This window comes from uncultured Deefgea sp. (genome assembly GCF_947072475.1).
In the GTDB taxonomy this organism is placed as follows: domain Bacteria; phylum Pseudomonadota; class Gammaproteobacteria; order Burkholderiales; family Chitinibacteraceae; genus Deefgea.
The window spans coordinates 1-23,342 of sequence record NZ_CAMTIA010000034.1 but is presented as its reverse complement, the minus strand read 5'-3'; the positions used below and the strand labels follow the sequence as shown (position 1 = coordinate 23,342).

Annotated in this window: 27 protein-coding genes; 6 read left to right on the top strand and 21 right to left on the bottom strand. The window is 50.0% G+C overall.

All coding sequences use genetic code 11. The annotated features are described in order from the left end of the window. Positions 1-12: 12 nt before the first annotated feature. From Q0V82_RS11265 to hisB, 4 genes are all read right to left on the bottom strand, one after another. On the bottom strand, positions 13-351 hold the full coding sequence (locus Q0V82_RS11265) for a hypothetical protein (protein WP_297575778.1): 339 nt from the start codon (positions 349-351) through the stop codon (positions 13-15). A 17-nt stretch (positions 352-368) separates the two neighbouring features. Continuing rightward, positions 369-1,109: a 1-(5-phosphoribosyl)-5-[(5-phosphoribosylamino)methylideneamino]imidazole-4-carboxamide isomerase gene (gene hisA, locus Q0V82_RS11260; protein WP_297575777.1), complete on the bottom strand. Its 741-nt coding sequence runs from the start codon at positions 1,107-1,109 to the stop codon at positions 369-371. Positions 1,110-1,222: 113 nt separating this feature from the next. Beyond that, positions 1,223-1,867 carry an imidazole glycerol phosphate synthase subunit HisH gene (gene hisH / locus Q0V82_RS11255; protein WP_297575776.1) on the bottom strand — a complete coding sequence of 215 codons (645 nt, stop codon included), beginning with the start codon at positions 1,865-1,867 and terminating at the stop codon, positions 1,223-1,225. Positions 1,868-1,999: 132 nt separating this feature from the next. After that, entirely contained in the window at positions 2,000-2,593 is a 594-nt protein-coding gene (hisB, locus tag Q0V82_RS11250) for an imidazoleglycerol-phosphate dehydratase HisB (protein ID WP_173532543.1), read from the bottom strand. 349 nt (positions 2,594-2,942) lie between these two features. Here hisB and Q0V82_RS11245 point away from each other — a divergent pair, with 349 nt between their 5' ends. Beyond that, the gene (locus tag Q0V82_RS11245; protein WP_297575773.1) at positions 2,943-3,980 is read left to right on the top strand and encodes a hypothetical protein; all 1,038 of its coding nucleotides are present in this window, start codon (positions 2,943-2,945) and stop codon (positions 3,978-3,980) included. A 104-nt stretch (positions 3,981-4,084) separates the two neighbouring features. On the opposite strand, the gene hisD is transcribed toward Q0V82_RS11245, so the two are convergent. The 16 genes from hisD to Q0V82_RS11165 all read right to left on the bottom strand — a co-directional run bounded on the left by hisD (position 4,085) and on the right by Q0V82_RS11165 (position 15,178). Beyond that, positions 4,085-5,380, bottom strand: coding sequence for a histidinol dehydrogenase (gene hisD, locus Q0V82_RS11240; RefSeq protein ID WP_374758541.1), 1,296 nt, complete (start codon positions 5,378-5,380; stop codon positions 4,085-4,087). Positions 5,381-5,593: 213 nt separating this feature from the next. Continuing rightward, the gene (locus tag Q0V82_RS11235) at positions 5,594-6,124 is read right to left on the bottom strand and encodes a TIGR00645 family protein (protein WP_297575771.1); all 531 of its coding nucleotides are present in this window, start codon (positions 6,122-6,124) and stop codon (positions 5,594-5,596) included. Between the two features lie 11 nt (positions 6,125-6,135). Then, positions 6,136-6,735: a potassium channel family protein gene (locus tag Q0V82_RS11230; RefSeq protein WP_297575769.1), complete on the bottom strand. Its 600-nt coding sequence runs from the start codon at positions 6,733-6,735 to the stop codon at positions 6,136-6,138. A gap of 5 nt (positions 6,736-6,740) precedes the next feature. Next, positions 6,741-7,388, bottom strand: coding sequence for an ATP phosphoribosyltransferase (gene hisG / locus Q0V82_RS11225; RefSeq protein WP_226764280.1), 648 nt, complete (start codon positions 7,386-7,388; stop codon positions 6,741-6,743). 33 nt (positions 7,389-7,421) lie between these two features. Continuing rightward, a complete protein-coding gene (locus Q0V82_RS11220; RefSeq protein WP_297575766.1) occupies positions 7,422-7,826 on the bottom strand; it encodes a DUF4870 domain-containing protein in 405 nt (134 codons plus the stop codon). Then, a complete protein-coding gene (gene murA / locus Q0V82_RS11215; protein WP_297575764.1) occupies positions 7,826-9,076 on the bottom strand; it encodes a UDP-N-acetylglucosamine 1-carboxyvinyltransferase in 1,251 nt (416 codons plus the stop codon). Before murA ends, Q0V82_RS11220 begins: the two co-directional genes overlap by 1 nt. Positions 9,077-9,187: 111 nt before the next feature. Then, entirely contained in the window at positions 9,188-9,373 is a 186-nt protein-coding gene (locus Q0V82_RS11210) for a hypothetical protein (protein WP_297575762.1), read from the bottom strand. Further along, positions 9,373-9,615 carry a BolA family protein gene (locus Q0V82_RS11205; RefSeq protein WP_173534600.1) on the bottom strand — a complete coding sequence of 81 codons (243 nt, stop codon included), beginning with the start codon at positions 9,613-9,615 and terminating at the stop codon, positions 9,373-9,375. Before Q0V82_RS11205 ends, Q0V82_RS11210 begins: the two co-directional genes overlap by 1 nt. A gap of 56 nt (positions 9,616-9,671) precedes the next feature. Continuing rightward, positions 9,672-10,427 carry an ABC transporter permease gene (locus Q0V82_RS11200; RefSeq protein WP_297575760.1) on the bottom strand — a complete coding sequence of 252 codons (756 nt, stop codon included), beginning with the start codon at positions 10,425-10,427 and terminating at the stop codon, positions 9,672-9,674. 44 nt (positions 10,428-10,471) lie between these two features. After that, positions 10,472-11,365 carry an ABC transporter ATP-binding protein gene (locus tag Q0V82_RS11195; protein WP_297575758.1) on the bottom strand — a complete coding sequence of 298 codons (894 nt, stop codon included), beginning with the start codon at positions 11,363-11,365 and terminating at the stop codon, positions 10,472-10,474. Then, positions 11,362-12,135, bottom strand: a complete 774-nt coding sequence (locus Q0V82_RS11190) for a VacJ family lipoprotein (protein ID WP_297575756.1) — start codon at positions 12,133-12,135, stop codon at positions 11,362-11,364. The genes Q0V82_RS11195 and Q0V82_RS11190 overlap by 4 nt, the downstream gene beginning before the upstream one ends. Before the next feature lie 47 nt (positions 12,136-12,182). Continuing rightward, positions 12,183-12,473: a lipid asymmetry maintenance protein MlaB gene (locus Q0V82_RS11185; protein ID WP_297575754.1), complete on the bottom strand. Its 291-nt coding sequence runs from the start codon at positions 12,471-12,473 to the stop codon at positions 12,183-12,185. After that, entirely contained in the window at positions 12,470-13,075 is a 606-nt protein-coding gene (locus Q0V82_RS11180; protein WP_297575752.1) for a phospholipid-binding protein MlaC, read from the bottom strand. The genes Q0V82_RS11185 and Q0V82_RS11180 overlap by 4 nt, the downstream gene beginning before the upstream one ends. 2 nt (positions 13,076-13,077) lie before the next feature. Next, positions 13,078-13,551, bottom strand: a complete 474-nt coding sequence (gene mlaD, locus Q0V82_RS11175; RefSeq protein ID WP_297575750.1) for an outer membrane lipid asymmetry maintenance protein MlaD — start codon at positions 13,549-13,551, stop codon at positions 13,078-13,080. A 2-nt stretch (positions 13,552-13,553) separates the two neighbouring features. Continuing rightward, positions 13,554-14,339: a lipid asymmetry maintenance ABC transporter permease subunit MlaE gene (gene mlaE / locus Q0V82_RS11170; RefSeq protein WP_297575748.1), complete on the bottom strand. Its 786-nt coding sequence runs from the start codon at positions 14,337-14,339 to the stop codon at positions 13,554-13,556. Positions 14,340-14,386: 47 nt separating this feature from the next. Further along, complete coding sequence (locus tag Q0V82_RS11165; protein ID WP_297575746.1) at positions 14,387-15,178, bottom strand: ABC transporter ATP-binding protein; 792 nt, start codon at positions 15,176-15,178, stop codon at positions 14,387-14,389. A gap of 336 nt (positions 15,179-15,514) precedes the next feature. On the opposite strand from Q0V82_RS11165, the gene Q0V82_RS11160 reads away from it, so the two are divergent. Then, positions 15,515-16,861, top strand: a complete 1,347-nt coding sequence (locus Q0V82_RS11160) for an ExeA family protein (RefSeq protein ID WP_297575744.1) — start codon at positions 15,515-15,517, stop codon at positions 16,859-16,861. Here the strand turns inward: Q0V82_RS11160 and Q0V82_RS11155 are convergent. Further along, positions 16,858-17,412 (bottom strand): hypothetical protein, encoded by a 555-nt coding sequence (locus Q0V82_RS11155; RefSeq protein ID WP_297575742.1) that lies wholly within the window; start codon positions 17,410-17,412, stop codon positions 16,858-16,860. The genes Q0V82_RS11160 and Q0V82_RS11155 overlap by 4 nt on opposite strands. 143 nt (positions 17,413-17,555) lie before the next feature. Between Q0V82_RS11155 and Q0V82_RS11150 the strand changes: the two genes are divergently transcribed. The 4 genes from Q0V82_RS11150 to Q0V82_RS11135 form a co-directional block, all read left to right on the top strand. Next, positions 17,556-19,367: a pilus (MSHA type) biogenesis protein MshL gene (locus Q0V82_RS11150; protein ID WP_297575740.1), complete on the top strand. Its 1,812-nt coding sequence runs from the start codon at positions 17,556-17,558 to the stop codon at positions 19,365-19,367. Next, complete coding sequence (locus Q0V82_RS11145; RefSeq protein ID WP_297575738.1) at positions 19,364-20,575, top strand: tetratricopeptide repeat protein; 1,212 nt, start codon at positions 19,364-19,366, stop codon at positions 20,573-20,575. The genes Q0V82_RS11150 and Q0V82_RS11145 overlap by 4 nt, the downstream gene beginning before the upstream one ends. Beyond that, positions 20,559-22,256, top strand: a complete 1,698-nt coding sequence (locus tag Q0V82_RS11140) for a GspE/PulE family protein (protein ID WP_297575736.1) — start codon at positions 20,559-20,561, stop codon at positions 22,254-22,256. Before Q0V82_RS11145 ends, Q0V82_RS11140 begins: the two co-directional genes overlap by 17 nt. Beyond that, a partial coding sequence (locus Q0V82_RS11135) for a type II secretion system F family protein (protein ID WP_297575734.1) occupies positions 22,256-23,342 on the top strand: 1,087 nt, incomplete at its 3' end. The genes Q0V82_RS11140 and Q0V82_RS11135, both read left to right, overlap by 1 nt.

Below are 23,342 nucleotides of genomic sequence, written 5' to 3'. Positions count from 1 at the left end.
AGGCACCGCAGATTAATCGAGTTGTTGCTGTTTCCAGTTTTCCCAAATGGCAGCGGCCGCTTCAGCGTATTGGCTGCGGCTGCCAGCAAATTCGGACGTAAACCATTGGGTGAAAACATTAAAAAGAAGTTGTTGTACGTCATCGACGTTCAAGCACTGCGGTAGACTGCGCAGAATACTGCCGACTTCTGGGGCGTAGCCTTCCGGCTCGCTAATCAGCGAAATCGTCATCGGGTCATATTCAAACAAGATCTGGCAGACCTCGGCAAACCATTCGGGATTATTCGTGCGGATCCATTCGCCGGTTTTTCTCTCATCGCTTGCCCAATTGAACCAGTCTGGTTTTTCCATGCGCCCTCGCTGATGATTTAGGCGGAAAGTTCATCCGCTAAGTCTTGTGCCTTGGCAAAGTCGATGGTGCCTTCATAAATGGCACGGCCAGTGATGACGCCTTCAATGCCTTCATCAGCCACTGCGCATAATTTACGCACATCGTCTAAATTAGTCAGGCCGCCAGAGGCAATGACTGGGATGGTTAAAGCTTGGGCTAATTTGACCGTGGCTTCGATATTCACCCCAGACAACATGCCATCGCGGCCGATATCGGTGTAAATAATGCTTTCAACGCCATAGCCTTCAAAGCGTTTGGCCAAGTCAATGACATTGTGATCGGTGATTTTGGCCCAACCATCGGTGGCCACCATGCCGTCTTTGGCATCGAGACCGACGATGATTTGCCCCGGAAAGGCATCACACGCTTCGTGTAAAAACCCCGGTTGTTTGATTGCGGCAGTACCAATAATGACGTAATCAATCCCGGCATCCAGATACATCTCGATGGTTTCCAGCGAGCGAATACCGCCCCCTAGTTGCACCGGCACATCGCCATTGATGGCCGCGAGGATTTTTTTTACCGCTGCCAAATTTTTTGGCTTACCCGCAAATGCACCGTTTAAATCGACTAAATGCATTCGACGCGCACCTTGATCGAGCCAATGACTGACGAAGCTTGCTGGATCGTCAGAAAATACGGTGGCATCGTTCATTTCACCTTGGCGCAGGCGTACGCACTGGCCATCTTTTAAATCAATTGCAGGAATTATCAGCATGATGTTAGCGTATAAAAGTAAAAGAGTCGTTAATAGGTCAAAGCCAAGTAAGCAGTATAGGTTAAAACCAACTGCACTGAGCGAAGCGATTTAAAACAGCACATCAACTTAGCTTATTGCTTACCATCCCAATGCACAAAATTTCTTAATAATTGCAGTCCCGCAGTGTGGCTTTTTTCGGGATGGCATTGGATGGCAAAAATATTGTCTTTAGCAATCGCCACGGCAAAGCGATTTGGGTAGCCGGTTTCAATGATGGTGTCGTGTGGCTCGGTCGGCGAAAAATGATAGCTGTGGACGAAGTAAAAGCGCTCTTTGTCAGCAATGCCAGCCCATAGTGGGTGGTCTTGCACAATGAAGGTTTCATTCCAGCCCATATGCGGCACTTTGAGCTTTTGGCCTTGCTCATCGTGCATGTTTTCTGGCTTGAACTTAATCACCTTGCCTTTAAATACCCCAAGGCAATCCATATCGCCTTCTTCGCTATGTTCAAACAACAACTGTGCACCCACGCAAATGCCTAAAAAAGGCTTGCTGGCCGCAGCATCGAGTACCGCTTGCTTTAAGCCGCTGGCCTCGAGTTCACGCATACAATCGGGCATGGCACCTTGGCCAGGAAAGACCACTTTATCTGCACTGGCCACCACAGCCGGGTCGGCGGTGAGGATGATTTCGGCATCGGCTTGGGCGACAAATTCCAAAGCCTTGGTCACCGAATGCAAATTGCCCATGCCGTAATCTACGATTGCTATTTTCATTTTAAATATTTCACCACAGAGGCACAGAGACACAGAGGGAACAGTGTAAAAACAAAAACGACGGAGTGCTCATTGCTCGTCTTGGTTGGTCTCTGCGCCTTTGTGTCTCTGTGGTTAATGTTTTTAGCCCAATCAGCCGACTAGCGTGCCCTTGGTCGATGGCGTGATACCGGCCATGCGGGGGTCGTGTTCAACCGCCATGCGTAAAGCGCGACCTAGTGCTTTGAAAATCGTTTCGGCTTGGTGATGGGCATTTTTGCCCTTGAGATTGTCGATGTGTAAGCTAATCGCGGCATGGTTGACAAAACCACGGAAGAATTCACCAAATAAATCGACATCAAAACCGCCAATCATCGCGCGAGTGTATTCGCAATCGTATTCCAAGCAGGGGCGACCCGATAAATCGACGACCACCCGAGACAGCGCTTCATCCAGTGGCACATAGCTATGGCCGTAGCGCACAATGCCTTTTTTATCGCCAACGGCTTGAGCAAAAGCTTGCCCCAAGGTAATGCCAACATCTTCAACCGTGTGATGGGCGTCAATATGCAAATCACCAACGGCTTTGATTTCGATATCAAATAGGCCATGGCGAGCGACTTGGTCGAGCATATGCTCAAAAAAAGGTACGCCGGTATCAAATTTGCTGATCCCAGTGCCATCTAAATTGAGGGTGATGGTGATTTGAGTTTCTAAGGTATTGCGGCTAACTGTTACTTGGCGCATGAATTTGTTCTCGAGATTGGCAATGGACAAGGGCATTGAGCAGAAATGCGCAGACCAAAATGATGTTGCACTATTCTATCAGAATCCGCCGAATCGTTACTGATGCCACGCGCTTTCTTTCGCATAGTTGCAAAGCGACGGTTGAAACGCAATGCTCAATCTGGCGCTAGATTTTATTTTGATGTCATTTATCTTTCGAGCGCGCTCAAGTATTGGGCCATTGATGACGATAGCAAGTCAGTCATCAATGCGTTCATCCCCCGTGAAGTGGGGATTTGTTGATGACGTATTGTCATATCGGGTGCTGCTGATTTGATTTTTCGTTCTAAACAATAGGTGAATCCATTCTGTGATTGAGCTGCAATTAACTGAGCAAGCGATGCGTCAACAGCGGGTGTTGGCTGTTGCGCAATCGATGTTCCTTGAGCCGGTTGGCGCGCGCTCGCAGTGCCTTGCTTTGCTGGATGAGGCAAGAGCGGTATTTGATGCGCCATGTTTGATTGATTGCGCGGTATTGCTCTCACAAATTGAAGACCAGCTCGGCGACTTAAACCATGCAATTCGTTGTTTAACGGAGGCGCTGGTGTATGCCGAAGAATTTAAGCAAACGCAGCGCATGCCAGAGATCCTCGAACAAATCGGCCGTTGTTATTACTCGCAAGCGTGTTATCCCCAGGCGCTGGAACATTGGCAGCAATGCGCAGTGATATGTGGCAAACAAACCGCGTTTTTAAAAACGCGCAGCTTGGCGCTGATGGGTTTGGGGCAGATTTGCGATGCTGGTGGTGACTATGTTTTGGCTGAGCAAATGCAGTGTCTTGCCCATGGCCTATTGACGGGCCATTCGGAGGTGTTCTTATTGGTGAAGGCCAAAATTAATTGGGCAGTTAGTTTAAAAAAAATCGGTGAAATTGCGGCGGCGACCGCATTATTACGCGACGCTTTACAGCGGTGTTTACAGCAAAAACTACCGCATTATGCGGCGACCAGCTTATATCGCTTGGCTGAAATCAAACTAGAAACCGGGGATTTAATCAGTGCCGAAGGCTTGATTGCCGATGGTTTAGCCATTGTCGCTAGCACGCCATATCATTGGGCCGAGGCCAATTTATTGGCTTTATCTGCGCAATTAATGGCGAAAAAAGGGCAGCCTTTATCGGCGCTGGCCATGATTCAGCGTGGCTTGCTGATTGCCAAAGCAGATGGTTTACGGCATATAGAAATGCGTTTAAGCGAACAGGCTGAGCGTTATGCTCGCAGTACCGAGCAGTTTGAATTAGCCGATGATTTAGCGCGCCGAGTGAATTTTATTTTGCTGCATTTAAATGCGGCGATGGTGCAGCATATTGCACCCGATTTGAGTGGTTTAAGTGAATTACTTATTTAGGGTATATGGCTGCAGGATTTATCTGTATTGGCCTATATAGCAATACCTTGTTATTTTAATGTGCAATATACAGCCCCACAATCGTGATTGTGGGGCTGTTTGCTTTAGGCTTTAAAGCGCAGTTCAGCGGCATTGGCATGCGCAGTTAGCCCTTCGCCGTGCGCCAAAACGCTAGCGATTTTGCCCAACTTGTGCGCGCCGGCTGCAGATACTTTGATAATTGACGAGCGTTTTTGGAAGTCGTACACCCCGAGCGGGCTAGAAAAACGCGCGCTGCGGGCGGTTGGCAACACATGGTTGGGCCCTGCGCAATAGTCGCCCAAGCTTTCTGAAGTGAATTGCCCCATAAAAATCGCTCCCGCGTGGCGGATTTGCGGCAATAGCGCGTCAGGATCGGCAACGGACAATTCCAAATGCTCTGGTGCGATGTAATTGCTAATTTCGCACGCCTCAGCCAAGTCTTTGACTAAAATGAGCGCGCCGCGATTGGCTAGTGAGGCGCTAATAATATCTTTGCGTGGTTGGGTGGGTAGTAATTTAGCAATGCTGGCTTCGATTTGAGCCAAGTAAGCGGCATCGGTGCACAGCAAGATCGACTGAGCGATTTCGTCGTGTTCGGCTTGGCTAAACAAATCCATCGCCACCCAATCGGCAGGCGTTGTGCCGTCGGCAATCACTAAAATTTCGGATGGGCCGGCCACCATATCAATACCGACGATACCAAACACGGCGCGTTTGGCAGCAGCCACGTAGGCATTGCCGGGCCCGGTGATTTTATCGACTTGCGGCACAGTTTGCGTGCCAAAAGCCAGTGCGCCAACGGCTTGCGCGCCACCAATGGTAAATGCCCGGCTCACACCTGCAACATACGCCGCACCGAGCACCATATCATTGCGCTCGCCACGTGGCGTTGGCACCACCATGATGATTTCTTTTACGCCAGCAACGTGGGCGGGAATGGCGTTCATCAGTACCGACGATGGATAAGTCGCTTTGCCGCCAGGAACATAAATCCCAACGCGATCGAGTGCAGTCACTTGCTGGCCGAGCAGCGTGCCGTCTTCGTCTTCATACGACCATGAGGCCATTTTTTGTTTTTCATGAAAGCTACGCACGCGCGCGGCAGCGGCTTGTAATGCCGCAGCTTGCTCTTGTGGTAGGCGCTCAAAAGCGGCTTTGAGTTCTTCTTGGCTTAGCTCCAAATCGGCCATGGTTTGCGCTGCAGTGCCATCAAACTGATTGGTGTATTCAATCACTGCAGCGTCGCCACGCTGTTTTACATCAGCCAAAATCGCCGCTACGCGAACGTCAACTTGCGGGTCTTGCGAGGTTTCAAATGCCAGTAGTGCGGTGAGCTCGGCGTGGAAATCGTTCGAGGTAGAATCAAAACGGCGAATCATGGCGTAGACCCAAAGCAAGAAAGAATGGCCTTGATTATACCCTGACTTATCCGTCTATCGGCAGCGATCCAGCGAATTGTCATTTAAGGCTGCAAGTTGAAAACGCAGGGAAGTGACCGCGCTAGGCGCAATTTTTGCTTTTCGATTTAGAGCTCGATAGCAATAAAAAACGCCGCCCATATTGGACGGCGCTGAGCATGAAGGTCGCAGTGCTTAGTGCGGATTAGATACCGAATGCAGCAGTTTATCGGTGTAGGCGAGCGCCGCAGCAGACACGAGGAAAGACAAATGAATAATCACTTGCCATTTCATTGTGGCTTCTGAGGTTTGTGCGGCGTTGATAAAGGTCTGCAATAGGTGGATCGATGAAATACTGATAATCGCCATCGAAAGTTTGACTTTGAGTACCGTCGCGTTCACGTGATTTAGCCATTCAGGCTGGTCAGGATCATTATCAATGTGCAGTCGAGAAACAAAGGTTTCGTAACCGCCAACAGTCACCATGAGCAATAAATTCGCAATCATCACCACGTCGATCAAACCCAATACGGCGAGCATAATTTGGGTTTCGCTCAATGAAGTTAGATTCATCAGCATATTAAATAGTGCCGCTAAAAACTTATAGGCATACACGCCCTGTACGATGATCAGCCCTAAGTAAATCGGCAGTTGTAGCCAGCGGCTACTAAAAATGATTTTTGAAATAAACGGTGTTTTTAGATTGGATGCTGTTGAGGGTTTCATCTCACAAGGTCTCATAAATTCGAAGAAGTGGGGTGGTCAGTTTGACTGACCGCGTGATCGTCGTTGAGTTCGGTTGTGGGCTCGATTTTGGGCTTACGCGGCGTTTTGGGTTTGGACTGCGGAAAAATCACCCGACTAAAAATTAAAGTCATAAACACGCCAAAATGCGTGGTCCCAATCAGTGATTCGGCAATAAATAGCATTTGCCCTTGATCAGAACACGGCAGTAAATCGCCAAAACCGACGGTAGAAAAAACTTCAGCTGAAAAATAAATCGCCTGTAGTAACGTCGGCTCTTTCAGGCAATGCAGCGGTGGACCAAATACAGCAAAATGATGCCAACCGATCGCAAACACCATGGCCAAAATGATATTACTTAAGACAAACAACCAAACTGCATGTTCGGGCGTCACGCCTTCGCTTAGGCGCTGGCCTTTAGCAATACTAAAAATAAAGTAAAAATAATTGGCGTAAATGGCAACGATAAAAAAAATCAGCCGCTCATTAATATGAGTAAAGGTGAAAAGTTGTAATAGCCATGGCCAGCAAAACATCATGGCCAGCGCATAAAATGGCGCTTTGCGCCAACTAATCCAATTTCGCCACGGCATGGTGCTTAGTTTTTCCGGCTGTTAACCGTGGTCGTAAACGCGTCGAGCATGGGTTGAATCCGCGCTTGCTTGAGTTTGAGTGCCGATTGATTGATGACTAAACGACTCGAAATATCGCGAATATGCTCAACTGCGACTAAATCATTGGCTTTGAGCGTACTGCCGGTCGAAACCAAATCGACAATGGCATCAGCCAAACCGACTAAGGGCGCTAATTCCATTGAGCCATACAGTTTGATTAAATCGATATGCACGCCTTTGCTGGCAAAATGCTCTTTAGCCTGCTCGGTGTATTTAGTGGCGATACGTAAACGCGCACCTTGTTTCACCGCTTCGGCATAATCAAAGCCATTTTGTACTGCCACCATCAGACTGCATTTGGCGATTTCTAAATCCAGTGGCTGATACAAACCTTGGCCGCCATGCTCGATTAGTACGTCTTTACCGGCGACGCCTAAGTCGGCCGCGCCGTATTGCACATAAGTGGGCACATCGGAAGCACGAACGATAATCAGCTGCACATCGGCTTGGTTGGTCCCGATAATCAGCTTGCGGGTGCTTTCGGGGGCTTCACTGGGCACAATCCCTGCCGCAGCCAATAGTGGCAGTGTTTCTTCAAAAATACGGCCTTTCGATAGCGCGATCGTAATCATTAGGGTTCCAGCAGTGGCGCAAGCGCCACGGTTTTATTTAAATAATTTGAGGCCGGCCGGGTATTTAGCAGGCCAGCCATTCATTGCTTTAGCCGCTTCCCAAACTGAAAACAAAGACGCCCCAATGGCCACCCACCAAATAAAGATGGGTGTTTTAAAGAACAAGGTCGCAATCAGCGCCAAGACATAAAAACACGCCATTAACATTTGAAAATTACACACTTGCACCGCGTGTTGTTCAACGAATTCGGAGTGCGCGCGGGCAAATTGCAAACCTAAAAAAGGAACAATCAGCGCCAATACTTGCAGCGGCATAATCGGCAACCAAGATAAGCCGGACAAATGCAAAATCACAGCGCTGGTTTTTTCTGCCTGCGTCGGAGGTTTGACTTTGCCGTCGCTATCTTGCCCTGCCGGTTTGGGGTTGATATTGAACATTAATGGAATCGCTCAATACTTGCGCCAATGCCAGCGAGTTTGGTTTCAATGTGCTCATAGCCGCGATCAAGATGGTAAATGCGATCGACAATGGTTTCGCCTTCGGCAATCAAACCGGCAATGACTAAGCTGGCAGAAGCGCGTAAATCAGTGGCCATCACTACGGCACCAGAGAGTTTTTCAACGCCGGTGATGATGGCGGTATTGCCTTCGGTATTGATTTTTGCGCCCATGCGAACCAATTCAGGCGCATGCATAAAGCGATTTTCAAAAATCGTTTCAGTCACCACGCCGGTGCCTTCAGCAATACAATTGAGCATCATAAACTGCGCTTGCATATCGGTTGGGAAGGCCGGATACGGCAGCGTGCGTAAATTCACTGCGCGAGCGCGGTGTTTCATCTCGAGTGAAATCCACGTTTCACCGGCTTCGATATAAGCGCCGGCTTCGCGTAATTTATCCAGTACGGCGTCGAGAATATCAGTGCGGGTATTTTTGAGTAAAATTTTGCCTTGCGCGGCGGCGGCGGCGATTAAGAAAGTACCTGTTTCGATACGGTCGGCGATGATGGCGTGTTCTGCACCATGCAAGCTAGCAACGCCTTCGATGGTAATGGTATCAGTGCCGTGGCCGGTAATTTTGGCACCCATTTTGATCAGGCATTCTGCCAAATCAACGACTTCGGGTTCACGTGCCGCGTTTTCGATCACGGTAATCCCATCGGCCAGCGTGGCCGCCATCAATAGGTTTTCTGTGCCGGTGACGGTGACCATATCGCATACAATGCGCGCGCCTTTGAGACGGCCTTTGGCTTTGACGTAGCCATGCTCAATGGTGATCTCAGCGCCCATGGCTTCAAGGCCTTTGATGTGCTGATCAACCGGGCGCGCGCCAATGGCGCAACCGCCAGGCAAAGACACTTGCGCTTCACCAAAGCGAGCCAGTGTTGGGCCGAGTACCAAAATTGAAGCGCGCATGGTTTTAACCAATTCATACGGCGCAGTGAGACTAGTGAGTTCTGCAGCAGTGAGCTCGTACTCGTGGACGTTATCGGTCATCACGCGAACGCCCATGCCTTGTAGTAATTTTTGCGTGGTTTTCACATCAGCCAATTGCGGCACATTGGTCAAGCGCAATGTGTCAGCAGTGAGCAAGCAGGCACATAAAATCGGCAGTGCGGCGTTTTTTGCGCCAGAAATAGTAATTTCACCCGCCAGTGGCTGACCACCGATAATTCTTAATTTGTCCATGATGTATCAATTCTCTAAAAACGAAATAGGCAATGAAATCCGTCGGCGCATGGCTTGCGCAGCATCGAATGCGAGATCGCATGCTGGCAGTGGCTTGGCGACGGTGAAGTTTTATTTAAACCAAGTCCACCACACCCAAGCGACAATACCCATTAGCCATGGCAAATTGCTCAGTGCAACTAAACGGCCCATGCTACGGCGATCTTGGGGTTTTCTGGCGTCGATTTTGGCTTGTTCAATAACGGCTTTGGCGTCATCAATGGCCGATAAATTAAAACGTTTATCGGGGTCGGCCATTAACGTTTGGCCATTTCAGCCGGAGTGAGGGTCGCGCGCATTGAAATTGCGTGCAGCTCGCCCGAGTCGATATAGGATTTTAAACCGTCGTTGATTAAGCGATGCCGCGCCAGTAAACCCAAACCTTCAAAGCGGCTTGAGACAATCGTGGCATAAAAATGATGGCCATCGCCTTCTACATCCAGCTGTTCGCAAGGTAGGATTTGGGCAATAAGGGCTTGTACTTGTTCTGGCGTCATGATGCTCTTTAGGGGGTCAAATCGACTCTAGGCGATGAAATTATCGCTGGAGTAAAAAGTTAGCGGCGAATTTTGTATCCCGATTTTATCAAGGAGAAGGCCATTGCGGCGAGAATAAGTAAACTAAATCCGACTACGGACAAAGAAAGCCATGGATTAACATCACTTTGACCAAAAAATCCGTAGCGAAAGCCGTCAATCATATAAAAAACCGGATTAAAGTGCGAGACCTGTTGCCAAAATGGCGGCAAGCTATGAATCGAGTAAAACACGCCAGACAAAAAAGTCAGCGGCATAATCAAAAAGTTTTGAAACGCGGCCAGTTGATCAAATTTTTCGGCCCAAATCCCAGCAATCATGCCCAATACCGCCATGATGCCACAGCCTAATAGTGCAAAAATCAAAATCCATAAGGGGTATTTAAGGCTAGGCATATCAAATATTAGTGCGGTGAGCGATACCCCTAGTCCCACTACTAGCCCACGCACAATTGCGGCCAAGGTATAGGCCGAGAAAAACTCAAAGTGCGACAACGGTGGCAGCAAGACAAACACCATGCTGCCGGTGACTTTGGATTGAATAATGCTCGAGCTGGTATTGGCAAAAGCATTTTGCAGCATGCTCATCATCATTAAACCGGGAATCAAAAACGCGGTATAGCTCACGCCTGCTAAGGGCTGGACGCGATCGGCTAATACTTGTGAAAACACCAATAAATACATCAATGCCGTCAAAATCGGCGCGGCGACGGTTTGAAAGCCAACCTTCCAAAAACGTAATATTTCTTTATAAAACAGCGTGTAAAAACCGGTCATTGTCGTTGCCTAAGGTGATGCGGTAAGGGGACGGTGGCGCGCGTTTAAGCACTCATCATTTGAACGAAAATGTCTTCTAAATCAGCTTGAGCAATTTCGATGTCTTTGAGCGTAAGGCCCGCTTGGCGCAAGGTCATTAAAATATGCTCAAGTGCATTGCAGTCTGCGAGTTTGATTTCAAAGCCATTGTCCCGCTCGCGCAGCAACAGCGATTGCAAAGCCGCTGGCCATTGCCCGGTAGTGAGTTTGATCAGCGCGGTGCGTGCTGCGCCTCGGCTCATGATTTGTTCTTTGTTTTCTAGCGCCAGTAAGCGGCCTTGCTTGAGCATGGCGATGCGATTACACAGCGTTTGCGCTTCTTCGAGGTAGTGCGTGGTGAGCACAATGGTGTGGCCAGCTTGATTGAGGCTGCGAATAAAGGCCCACAATGTTTGCCGTAATTCGACGTCCACCCCAGCAGTCGGTTCATCAAGCACGATAACTGGGGGTTTATGCACCAAGGCTTGAGCTACCATAACGCGGCGCTTCATACCCCCGGAAAGGGTGCGCATATTGGCGTCGGCTTTACTTGTTAGGCCGAGGTTTTCGAGAATATCGTCAATCCAAGCACCGTTGTTTTTTAAACCAAAATAGCCCGATTGAAATCGCAAGGTTTCGCGCACAGTAAAAAAAGGATCGAATACCAATTCTTGCGGCACGATGCCGACAGCGCGCCGCGCTTGACGATAATCGCTGCTAACATCGTAACCCATGACTCTGGTGTGCCCTTGGCTGGCTTTACTCAGGCCAGCAAGGATAGAAATTAGCGTGGTTTTACCCGCCCCATTCGGGCCAAGTAGGGCAAAGAAATCGCCTTCTTCAACGCGAAAACTAATGTCGTTCAGTGCGGTAAAGTCGCCAAATTGTTTGCTTACGTGGTCAAAAGTAATTGCGCTCATGGGGTTTCCGGGTTGACTGCGCTGGGGGCGCTGGCGATCGGTGCTGCTTCTTCTGAGTCAGCATCTGCGTCTAAGTCTTCTGCTGAGCCCATGGGTAAAGGAAACGGTGGATTGCCATCGTGAATTTTAAACCAGCGGCGTTGCAAATAGCTGTCGCGGATAAACGCGTAAGGATCCGCTTGTTCGTTGATGATTTTGTCTAGCGGTAGGATTTGTGCCCGAGCATTGACGATGTAGACGCTGTAATAGGTGATTTGTCCGGCTAAATCATCGACATAATCAATCGGCCCCCAAATAAAGCGCGACAAGGGCTCTACGCTATCGCGTAAGGTAGTCGGGCCATAAAATGGCACCATCAAATAAGGCCCTGTAGGCAGACCCCAATAACCGAGGGTTTGGCCTAGGTCTTCATTTTGTTTTTCAATCGGTAAATCACTGGCCCAATCAATTAGACCGCCCACACCCACGGTTGAATTGACCAAAACTCGGCCAAAGCTTTTGGACGCTGGCGTGGCTTTGCCTTGCAATAGGGCGGCGGGAATGCTGAATAAATCGTCGATATTTTCAAAAAAGTTATCCACGCCTTTACGTAGCGGCGGCGGCACAAAGCGCACATAGCCTTTGGCGACAGGACGTAGCACTGCATCATCGACCGCTTTATTCATTTGATAAATCGGGCGGTTGATCGGCTCGAGTGGGTCGTAATTATTTTGCGGTGTTGCACAAGCACCGAGCAGCAATAAGGGAAACACAATCAGGCGGCGTAACATGGCAGACTCAAAAAGCAAGTTAGATGGATGAAGTATAGAGAGCATTTTTAGCAACTTGATTCGCTTTCGCTGGCATTATAAAAAAAATGACTTAAGCCATAAACGGCGATCAGTTGCAGCAGATTAGCGGGTAAATGAATCAGCCGTAATGTGCATTGCTCCGCGCTAGCACGGCGCTGCCATTCGAGCAGCACGGCAACAGCGCTCGAGTCGACTTGCTTTAAGTCGCTAAAATCGAGCGTGAGCTCGGATTGCGACAATGAGGCGTCGAGCAGATTGAGCGCAGCAGGGCTGCTCGCAAAGTTTAATTGAGCGCCGATACGGATTGCGGTCGTCATTTGTTTTGACGTGAAGTGTTATTTTTTTCGCTCAGCGATTTAATCAAACCATCAATCCCATCTTTGCGAATCACTGCGCCAAATTGGTTGCGATGATTATTGATAAAGCTAATGCCTTCAACGCTGATATCAAATACTTTCCATTCGCTGCCGATTTTTTCAAAGCTAAAATCCAGCGGAATCGGTTTTTGGCCCGGTAAGCTCACTTCGGTGCGCACGGTTTGCTCGCTGGCGTCGTTACCAGCACGCGTACCGCGCACATTGATTTGCGCATTTTTGTATAAAGTCAGCGCCGATAGATAAGTACGAATCATCATGGTGCGAAATTCTTTGCTCAGCGCATCTTGCTGCGCGGGGGTCGCGCTTTTCCAGTAACGGCCCACCGCTAGCGAAGTCATCCGATTGTAATCGGCCAATGGCGACAGACGTTGATCGACTAAGTCGCGCATTTTGCTATTGTCTTTCTCATTTTTTTTAATGATATCGAGCACGTCTTTACTGGTGCTACGCACGATTTGTTCTGGGCTATCGTTAGCAACGCTGACCGCAGCGGTAAAGCTCAAAGTGATAATTAATAATAATTTACTAAAAAGCGGGTACATATTTATTGCTCCGAGTTGTTGGCTTTGTCGCCTTGGCTAAATAAAAAGCGACTAATGAGTTGCTCCAGCACAATGGCTGAAGAGGTGACTTTAAAGCGATCGCCATTGACGAGGTTTTTCTCGTCTGCGCCTGGGGTGATGCCGATATATTGCTCGCCCAATAGACCTGAAGTTAGAATCTCGGCCGAGCTGTCTTTACTAAAATGGTAACGGCTATCTATCGCCATTTCGACTTTAGCGACATAGCGCTCGTTATCAAAACTAATGCTGCTGACGCGGCCAACGACTACCCCGGCGCTTTTGATCGGTGCGCGCGGTTTGAGCCCACCAATGTTTTCAAAGTCAGCGCTTAATTCATAGCTCGATGTGGCGGGTAAACTGCTGGAGCTACTGACTTGTAACGCCAAAAACAACAGGGCGGCAATACCAGCTGCGGCAAATAAGCCCACCCAAAAATCAATCATGCCTCGTTTCACTATTAAACCCCTCGGAACATAAACGCGGTCAAAATAAAGTCCAGCGCCAAAATAACTAAAGAACTCGTGACTACCGTGCGCGTCGTTGCCCGCGACACACCTTCTGCAGTTGGCGGTGCATCGTAGCCTTCAAACACGGCGATTAAAGACACTGCAAAGCCAAAGAACACACTCTTGATGATGCCATTCATCACATCAAGGCGAAAATCGACCGCGCCTTGCATTTGCGACCAGAAACTCCCGTCGTCCAAGCCCAATAAGTGCACGCCAACCAAGTAACCGCCAAAAATACCCATGGCGCTAAAGATCGCTGCCAGCAAAGGCATGGAGATCACTCCACCCCAAAAGCGCGGTGCAACCACGCGGGCAATTGGATTAACGGCCATCATTTCCATCGCCGATAATTGTTCGGTGGTTTTCATTAAGCCAATTTCAGCGGTGATGGCACTACCCGCGCGGCTGGCAAACAGCAGCGCGGCGACCACTGGGCCTAATTCCCGCACCAAGGACAAGGCGACTAAAATCCCGAGCGAGCTCGATGCGCCAAAGCGTTGCAGCGTGTCATAGCCTTGTAACGCCAACACCATGCCGACAAACAATCCCGACACCGAAATAATCAATACCGATAACACGCCAGCAAACCAAATCTCACGCATCGTCAATTGCGGGCGCAATAGGCAGCTGCCTGAATGCCGCACAATCGCGATTAAAAATCGGCAAGCAAAACCCAGCTTAATCAAGACGTTGGTCAGTGGCGCGCCAAGACGACTAAAAAAATTAAACAGCAAGCCCTACCTCCTGCCGCCATTGTGCGGCGATTGTGTGTGCGCCGTGATCATGACAAACCCAGTTGTTCAGCATACGGCGCAGCGGGTTTATGAAATGGCAAAGGGCCATCGGGGCGTGCATTGATAAATTGCTGCACAAAGGGATGCGTTGACGCTTTGACTTCTGCCGGCGTGCCTTCGGCCACCACGCAGCCGTCGGCTAAGAAATACACGTAATCGACAATCGCCAGCGATTCGGCCACATCATGCGTCACTACAATCGACGCCGTACCAAGAGCATCATTGAGTTCACGAATTAATTTGCCCACCGTGGCCAAAGAAATCGGGTCTAAACCGGTAAACGGTTCGTCATACAGCATCACCGCAGGGTCTAAAGCAATGGCGCGTGCCAAAGCCACGCGTCTTGCCATACCGCCAGATAATTCATGCGGCATTTGCTGCGCCGCGCCGCGTAGACCGACGGCTTCAAGCTTCATCAACACCAAATCTTTAATCATCGATTCAGGCAATTGAGTGCGCTCGCGCAGCGGGAAAGCCACGTTATCAAACACCGATAAATCCGTAAATAACGCCCCAAATTGAAACAACATGCCCAATTTACGCCGCATTTGATACAGATCGTGCTCGTTGAGTTGGCCCACATCTTGCCCATCGAGCCAGACTGCGCCTTGTTGGGCCTGTAATTGGCCGCCAATCAATTTGAGCAGCGTGGTTTTACCCGAACCCGATCCACCCATGATTGCCACCAGTTGACCACGGCGTACCGATAAAGAAACGTCGCGCAATATCTGGTTTTCAGCATAGGAAAAGCTGACATTTTGAAATTCAAGCAGGTTCATGGATTTTAACTGAGTGATTGAAAACGAATTTTATGGCTTTCTAAGTATACAGGCTAGAGGTCATTATTGATGCTGCGTTGCAGCAAAAGAACTCGCGTCACCGTCATTGCGCTGATGACTGGCTTGCCGCTTCTTCAATCATAAAGTCGGATTATACCGTGTATATATTTTCGCACACCTGACTAATTGACTTATCTCTTGCGGTGGCGGGCCCACAATGTTTGGCCAGTGTTGCTGGCGTAGATTCTTTCTTTACGTTTACTTACAATTTAATTAAACAAAAGCTATGCTGTGTGACAGGCAAAATCTTGTTTTTTATCCGCTGCAATACGGCGCATGGCATGGGGTTTCATTTTGTATCAAACGTATTTTGGTTTACATAGCCCACCGTTTCGTTTGACCTCGCATCCTGATTTTTTCTTTTTGGGTGCGGGTCGTGGCAAGGTGCTCAATACCGTATTGAGTGCCATTGAGGCGGGAGAAGGTTTGATCCAAGTGATCGCTGAAATCGGTGCGGGTAAAACGCTCTTGTGCCGAATGTTGCTCGCACGGCTATCGAGCCGAGTTGATGCGATATTTTTGCCTCACCAAACTGCGCTTGAGCATGAATTTTTACTCACGATTGCAGCGCAATTACAGATCCAACGCAGCGCAAGCCGTCGCGATCAAGTCATGGATCAAATCGAAACTGAGTTGATCCGTCGGCATGTCGCTGGCCGGCGCGTGGTGTTATTGCTTGATGCTGCGCATGCGATGCCACTTGAATCGTTTGAGCTATTACGCTTACTGAGTGATTTGACGGTTAGATCGCAGCCCTTATTACAGATGGTGCTGTTTGCGCGGCCAGAGCTAGAGCAGCAGTGGGCTAATACGGCTTGGTGTTCTTTGCGCGAACGAGTGAGTCAGCGCTTGGTTTTGCCTTTGCTCACGGCCGAAGAGGTCTCTGAGTATTTGGCTTGTCGCTTATCGGCGGCGGGTTATCAAGGGGAAACCTTGTTTAGTACGCCGGCGGTGCAATTGATTGCCAAAGGCGCGCAAGGGCTCAGCCGGCAGATTAATCAGATTGCGGATCAGGCCATGCTTGCGGCATGTGCTGATCATGCCGTTCGTGTGGAGGCCAAGCATGTGCAAAGCGTATTGCAAGATCGGTCTTTATCGCCGCCTTGTTTTAGCCCGATTGGGCGATGGCTGGCAATGCTCTTCATTGCTGCTTTGCCGCTGCTGTTTTGGTATTTTTATCCCAATGCACCGCAAATCAATGCGCCATTGCTGTGGCCTACAACGGAAAAGCTCGCCTCGCTCAGTGAAAACGCTGAAATCAAAGCGCGTGCCGCCACCGCACCGGTGTTGCTCAATGAAAGAGTGATGCGTTCAAATAAGCAATTGATCGCTGCGGATGCCAGTAGCGTGACGATTTTGGTCTCCAAAGTGCCGCAAAATCAGTTATTGCGTTTAGAGCAGTTAGTTAGCGATTTAGAAGTCCATCTGGGGGCTAATCGGGTGTTGGTGTATCCGACTTTACTCAATGGCAACTTGGCATGGGGCGTTTTGGCTGGGCTTTATCCCGATACAAACAAAGCGCAAGCCATGAGGCAACGGCTTGAGCGCGCGCATCCGCAGCGTAAAAGCAAAATCCAGACTATCGGGGTGTTGCGCGGAGAAATGTTGTTGCTGCGCGACTAGATGATTCTGATACAACTTGGTTTTGACGGGTTTTCTGCGATTGCTTCGTGAACGTGCCGTCTTGCGAGTTGGCTCATTTTACTATTTGGGTTCAAATAGGCTGTGTGTCCATCGTGACCAATCAGGTAAAAATGGTCGGATAATTGTAGTAGCTTTTCTTGACTTGAAATGGTGATGTCACCTTGGTCGAAGAATATATGGGTTCGCGCAGTTGGTTTATTGGATTCATTACGCAGCCGAGTGGATGACAGACAAAACAGATCGGTGCAGTTTAGCCCAGCTAAACACGCCCGCCATAATACGGTGCCCCCTGCGCTGTATCCAATAGCAATATCCGTCGTTTGATGTTGTTTCAATAGTTGTTGAACGGCTCGCGTCATGCCGCCTTGATGTATAAGGTGATCGTGCAACTCCATACCTGATAGATCAGGCTTTCCGACAAGGTTAGCTAGTGACAATAGATGTAGCTGCATATCCTTTGGCAGCAGTAAGGCCAGTTCTCCACCGCACATCGGTTTGTTGTTGATGTCCGAGATCAAAATGCATTTCATGATTATTTTGCTTTTTAAGTGTTATCTGGGTGTTGCGCGGTGAAATGTTGTTGCGACGCGACTAGATGAAATTGCGCGTCGCTGAAACTTTGAATTTTTAAAAGTTATGCTAGTTTGAGGTAAGTTAACAAAAAGAATCAAGCATGAAAAAGGCTTTGTGTATCGCAGGATGTTTCTTGCTATTGGGTAGTGCTTGCTCAACATCCAACGGTTTACAAACCACTGGGCACATCAGTCAAACGAGCCCCGTCGCTTCAGAGCCTATCGCCGCGATTCCGCAGCTGGTGCCATCGATTCCGGTTTTACCCAAGCCCAATGTGCGTCAGCAACTCGAACTGTATAGCGTGGTGGTGAGCCAGCTGGGCGTACACGATTTATTGTTTGCCTTGGCGCGAGATGCGCGCATCAATATCGACGTGCATCCGGCGGTGAGTGGCGTGGTGACGTTGAATGCGATTAACCAAACGCTGCCGCAGATTTTGGAGCGGATTGCCGCGCAAACCGATATTCGTTGGAGCATGGTCAATGGCGTGCTCACCGTGGTGCCCGACACGCCAACGCTGCGCATTTATCAGCTGGATTATTTTAATTTGCAGCGGAGTATGCGCTCGAGTTTAAATATTTTAAATTCAGTGAAATCGGTTTCAGACCCGAGTAATGCCAGCAATAGCACCGGTAGTACCTCGTTTTCGGCGATTGATAGCGAGTCGAAAAATCTCTTTTGGCAGCGCTTAGAAAGTAATTTAAAAGAAATCCTCGACATTAAAATTGAGCCAACGCCAACGAGCGCCGCAACGAGCAAACTCAGTCAATACGCCGCCCAGCAAGCTTTGCTGCCAGGTCAGGCACCAACGAGCGCCATTGAAAACAGCGCCAAGCTAGAAAAAACGCTGGCGCAAATCGACAAAATCCAAGCCGAAACCCTCGCCATCCAGCAGCAAGCCGTACAGGCGGCTTCATCCGTTACACCGGTGTCAAATTTGGTGGTCATCCATCCCGAAACCGGCACCATTAGCATTCGGGCAACGCAAAAATCGCAGCAAAAAATCGCCGAGTATCTGGCCAAAATTCAAGCCTCAGCGCAGCGGCAAGTCTTGATTGAGGCCACGATTGTTGAAGTGGTGCTCAGTGACCAATATCAGGCGGGCATTGATTGGGCGCAAATCGCCACTGGTGCCGGTTGGAGTTTTGGCCAAAGCGTACTGGCGAATAATCTGGCGACGGCACCGGTGAGTTTATTGGCTTACAAGAGTAATAACTTTAATGCCACGGTGAAATTACTCGAGCAATTTGGCAAAACCCGAGTGCTCTCTAGCCCCAAAATTACCGCGCTGAATAATCAACCGGCGGTGATGAAAGTCGTGGAAGAGCTGGTTTATTTCACCATCACCGTCACACCTGCCACATCCGACACCAATGGCATCATTACCCCTGCGGCGTATGAGAGCGTGCTGCATACCGTGCCGGTGGGCTTGGTGATGCAAGTGACGCCGCAGATTTCTGAATCGGGCGCGATCTCGATGAATGTGCGGCCGACTATTACCAATGTCAGCGGTTATGTCGAAGATCCGGCGGTGGCGATTATTGCGTCGACCACCAAGGTGGCATTAAAAAGCTTGGTGCCGGAATTGCAGGTGCGCGAGTTTGATTCGACGCTCAAAATTGCCAGCGGTCAAATCGCTGTCTTGGGTGGCTTAATTCAAGACAAGCAAGTTAATTTACGCCAAGGCGTGCCGGGTTTATCGCGCTTGCCGTGGATTGGCGATGCGTTTAGTTATCGCGACGACAAAGTCAGCAAAATAGAATTGGTGGTGTTTTTGCGCCCGATCATGATTAAAGATCAAGGCGTTGACCCGCGTATTTTGCCAAGCGCTGATTTTTTTGATTCAAAATCAGCGCCAGAATTGTCGGCGTTTCACAGTGGGCTGATGCCTTGGACGGGGCAGTCGCAATGAGTTTGCCAAGTTTAGACTACGCCCAGCAAGAGCCCGTTGCCGAGCGACAGGACGAGGTAGCGGCGCTCGATTGGGATGCTGCGCACTCTGCCGCGCCGATGGCGGCGTCCTCTGAATTGGCGGTCGATTTAAGCGCGCTCAATCCGGCGGCCACGATGGTCAATTCGGCAGAAAAAAACCGCATCAGCCAAATCAAGCGCATGCTGGCGGCAAGCTTGCCGTGGCTGATTGTCGGTGGTGGCGTCTTGCTTGGCTTGGGGCTAGTGGTGGTGTTTTTGCCGTATCAAATCTCAGCAAAACCGATGATGGCGAGCGCATCGCTACCCAGTGAGTCCGCCCCGAGTGCCTCCGCTCCGAGTGAAGCGGTCTCTAGTGAATCGGTCTCTAGTCAAGCGATCTCCAGTGCCGCCGTTGTCACGATGGCGGCATGGCCATTGAATACTCAGTTAGCTGGGTATATTAATGCAGAGCCATCAAACAAAGCGCTGGGTATAAATACCCAGCTAATTCAATCGCCAGCAGCAGCGGTGATTGGTCTTACTCGTTCAGCGCCTCAAGCACAATTTAACGCCAGCGTGCAGCCAGTACTGCCCATCGGGTCGCCGCGCAGCGTCATGCAGATTGAACGAATGCCGGTGAACACGACGGATCCATTACAGCAAGCATGGCAAGCCTACCAAGGGGGTGAATTTACCCAGGCCGAGCAGTATTACCAGCAAGCGATGCAGCAAAATCCTCGGCAGCGCGATGCCGCTTTGGGTTTGGCGGCCATCGCGCAAATTCGCGGTGATGTAGCGCGCGCACACAGCCTGTATCGCCACATCTTGCAGCAACACCCGGCAGATACCGCTGCCAAACAGGCGTTATTGGCTTTGCCGCAAGCGGTGACCGAGCAAGATGTTTTGCAATTAGAGCAAAGCGGCCAAGCCGACCCACAGATTTTGGCGCAGTTTTATGCCAGCGAGCAGCGCTGGAGCCAAGCGCAGGCGCAGTTTTTTATCGTCTATAGCCAAAACCCCAGCGCCACGGCGGCATTTAATTTAGCGGTGAGCTTGGATCATTTGCAGCAGCCCACATTGGCGCTGCAATATTATCGACAAGCCTTACAAGGGGTCGGGGCGTTTGATCGTTCGGCCGTGCAGCAACGGATTGCGGCCTTAAGCGCGCAGCCAGTGTCGAGTGAGGCGCAATATGTCGCACAGCACTAAACGGCGCTTGGGCGAGCAATTAATCGATAAAGGCTTGATTTCTGACGATCAACTGCGCATCGCCTTGCTTGAGCAGCGCCAATCGGGGCTGTTATTGGGCAAAATTTTAGTGGACTTGGGGTTTTTATCCGATCACGTTTTGCGCGAAGCACTGTCTGAAAATCTAGGCCAAATCAGTATTGATTTAAATCGGGTGATTTGCGATGCGCAAGCGATTGCTTTGCTCCCGAAGGCGATGGCCAAGCGCTTATTGATTTTGCCGATAGGCTTAAATCCAGCGCAGACCAAACTGACTGTCGCCATGGCCAATCCCAATCATTTATTACAGATTGATCAGTTACGACTACATACCGAAGGTCAGTTTGAAATCGAGGTGGTGTTGGCCGCCGAGTCGGATTTAATCCGCGCCATTGATCAATATTATGGTTTTGAGTTATCGATTGATGGCATTTTGCGCGAAATCGAAACCGGTGAAATTGATTACAGCAGCTTAAATCACACGCAATTTGAATACTCGCAACCGGTGGTGCGTTTGATTGATGCCTTATTGGCTGACGCCGTGCGCTGTGGCGCGTCGGATATTCATTTTGAGCCGGAGTCGTCTTTTGTCCGAATTCGCTATCGAATTGACGGCGTCTTGCGGCAAATTCGGGCGCTGCACAAAACCTATTGGCCAGCGATGGTGGTGCGGCTAAAAGTGCTGGCGCAGATGAATATTGCCGAAACGCGTGCTGCGCAAGATGGACGAATTTCGCTGACTTTGGCTGGGCGAGCCATTGATTTTCGGGTTTCGGCCCAGCCGACCCGTTGGGGTGAAAATCTGGTACTGCGGATTTTAGACCGTCAGCAAGGCTTGCTCAGCTTGCTGGAGCTGGGTTTAAGTGCCGCCAATTTAGCCCTTTTGCAGCAAATGATCCGCCGGCCAGCCGGGATGATTTTGCTCACCGGCCCCACCGGATCGGGCAAAACCACCACCTTGTATTCGATTTTGAATCACATCAATTCAGTCGCGCTCAATATCATGACGCTGGAAGATCCGGTTGAATACCCCTTGCCGCTGATTCGGCAAACGTCGATTAGCGACGCGTCCAAAATGGATTTTGCCAACGGCATTCGCTCGATGATGCGGCAAGATCCCGACGTGATCTTAGTGGGTGAAATTCGCGATCATGCCACCGCCGACATGGCGTTTCAAGCGGCGATGACCGGGCATTTGGTGTATTCAACCTTGCACAGTAATTCAGCCATTGGCGCATTACCGCGCTTACTGGATATTGGCGTGCTGCCCGATATTCTTTCGGGCAATATGCTGGCGATTATTGCACAGCGCCTAGTTCGTACGCTGTGTATGGTTTGTCGTGAGGGGTATAGCCCTGATGCGGATGAACGGCAATTATTGCAGATTGATACCCCAGATATGCAGCTTTATCGTGCTGTCGGTTGCGCGGCGTGTGCACAGCAAGGCTATCGAGGCCGCAGTACGGTGAGTGAGATTTTAAAACTCGACGCTGATTTAGACGAGCTGATCGCTCGCCGCGCCACGCTCAAAGAAATCCGCCAGTTGGCCATCAGTAAGGGCTTTACCAGCTTGGCCGATGACGCCTGCCGCCGCGTTCGCGAAGGGCTGTCAACGCTGGACGAAATTCGCCGGGTGGTGGACTTGAGCGAGCGCTTAAGCTGATGCAGTTTGAATATCGTGCCGCGAATGAGCAAGGGCATATCGAGCGTGGCGCGATGGATGCGGCCAATTTGGCCGAGATTGAAGCGCGTTTGTCGCGTCTGGGTTTAACGCTGATCGACGCTAAAACCAGTGCCGCCCGACGCCGACTTTGGCGGCGAGATCGGATTAGTCGTCGTGATTTAATGCTGTTTACTTTTCATCTTGAGCAATTGCTCGGCGCGGGTGTGCCCTTGCTGGCCGGTTTAATTGATTTACGCGATAGCCTAGATCGGCCTCGATTTCGTGAAGTGCTCGCGACACTGATCGAAGATATTGAAGGCGGTCGTTTATTGTCGCAAGCCTTGGCAGCGCATCCTTTGGTATTTGACGCGGTGTTTGTGCAATTGATTCACGCTGGCGAAGTGAGCGGGCAATTGGTGACGGTATTAAACGGCTTAAGCGCGTCGATTCAGTGGCAAGATGAATTACTTGAACACAGTCAGAAAATCATGCTGTATCCGATGTTTGTCGCCGGCTTGGTTTTGGCGGTAGGGGTGTTCTTATTGCTGTATTTAGTCCCGCAATTACTCGGATTTTTGCAAGCGATGCAGCAAAAAATCCCTTGGCATACCCAGCTATTATTGGCGCTGGCGGATTTTTTACAGCATTTTTGGTGGCTGCTACTGGTGATTGCCGCTGCGGTGTATGGCGGACTGGCGTGGTTGCTGCGCCATGACTCGCGTTGGGCCGATCGGTTTGCGGCTTGGCAATTGCAAATACCGGTGTTGGGGCCGATTCAACAAAAAATCATTTTGGCGCGGTTTGCGAGTTGTTTTGCATTGCTGTATCGCGCAGGGATTCCTATTTTGGATTGCTTACGAATTTGCCAAGGCGTGGTGGGCCATCGGGTGATGGCTGCGGCATTAAAGCGGATTACGCAATCGATGAGCGAGGGGCAAGGGCTGGCCGCCAGCTTTGCTCAGCGGCGGTTTTTCCCGCCGCTGGTGCTGCGGATGTTGCATATTGGCGAAACCACCGGGCAGCTTGATCACGCCTTAGATAATGTGGCGTATTTTTATCAGCGCGATATTAAATTGGCCGTCGCGC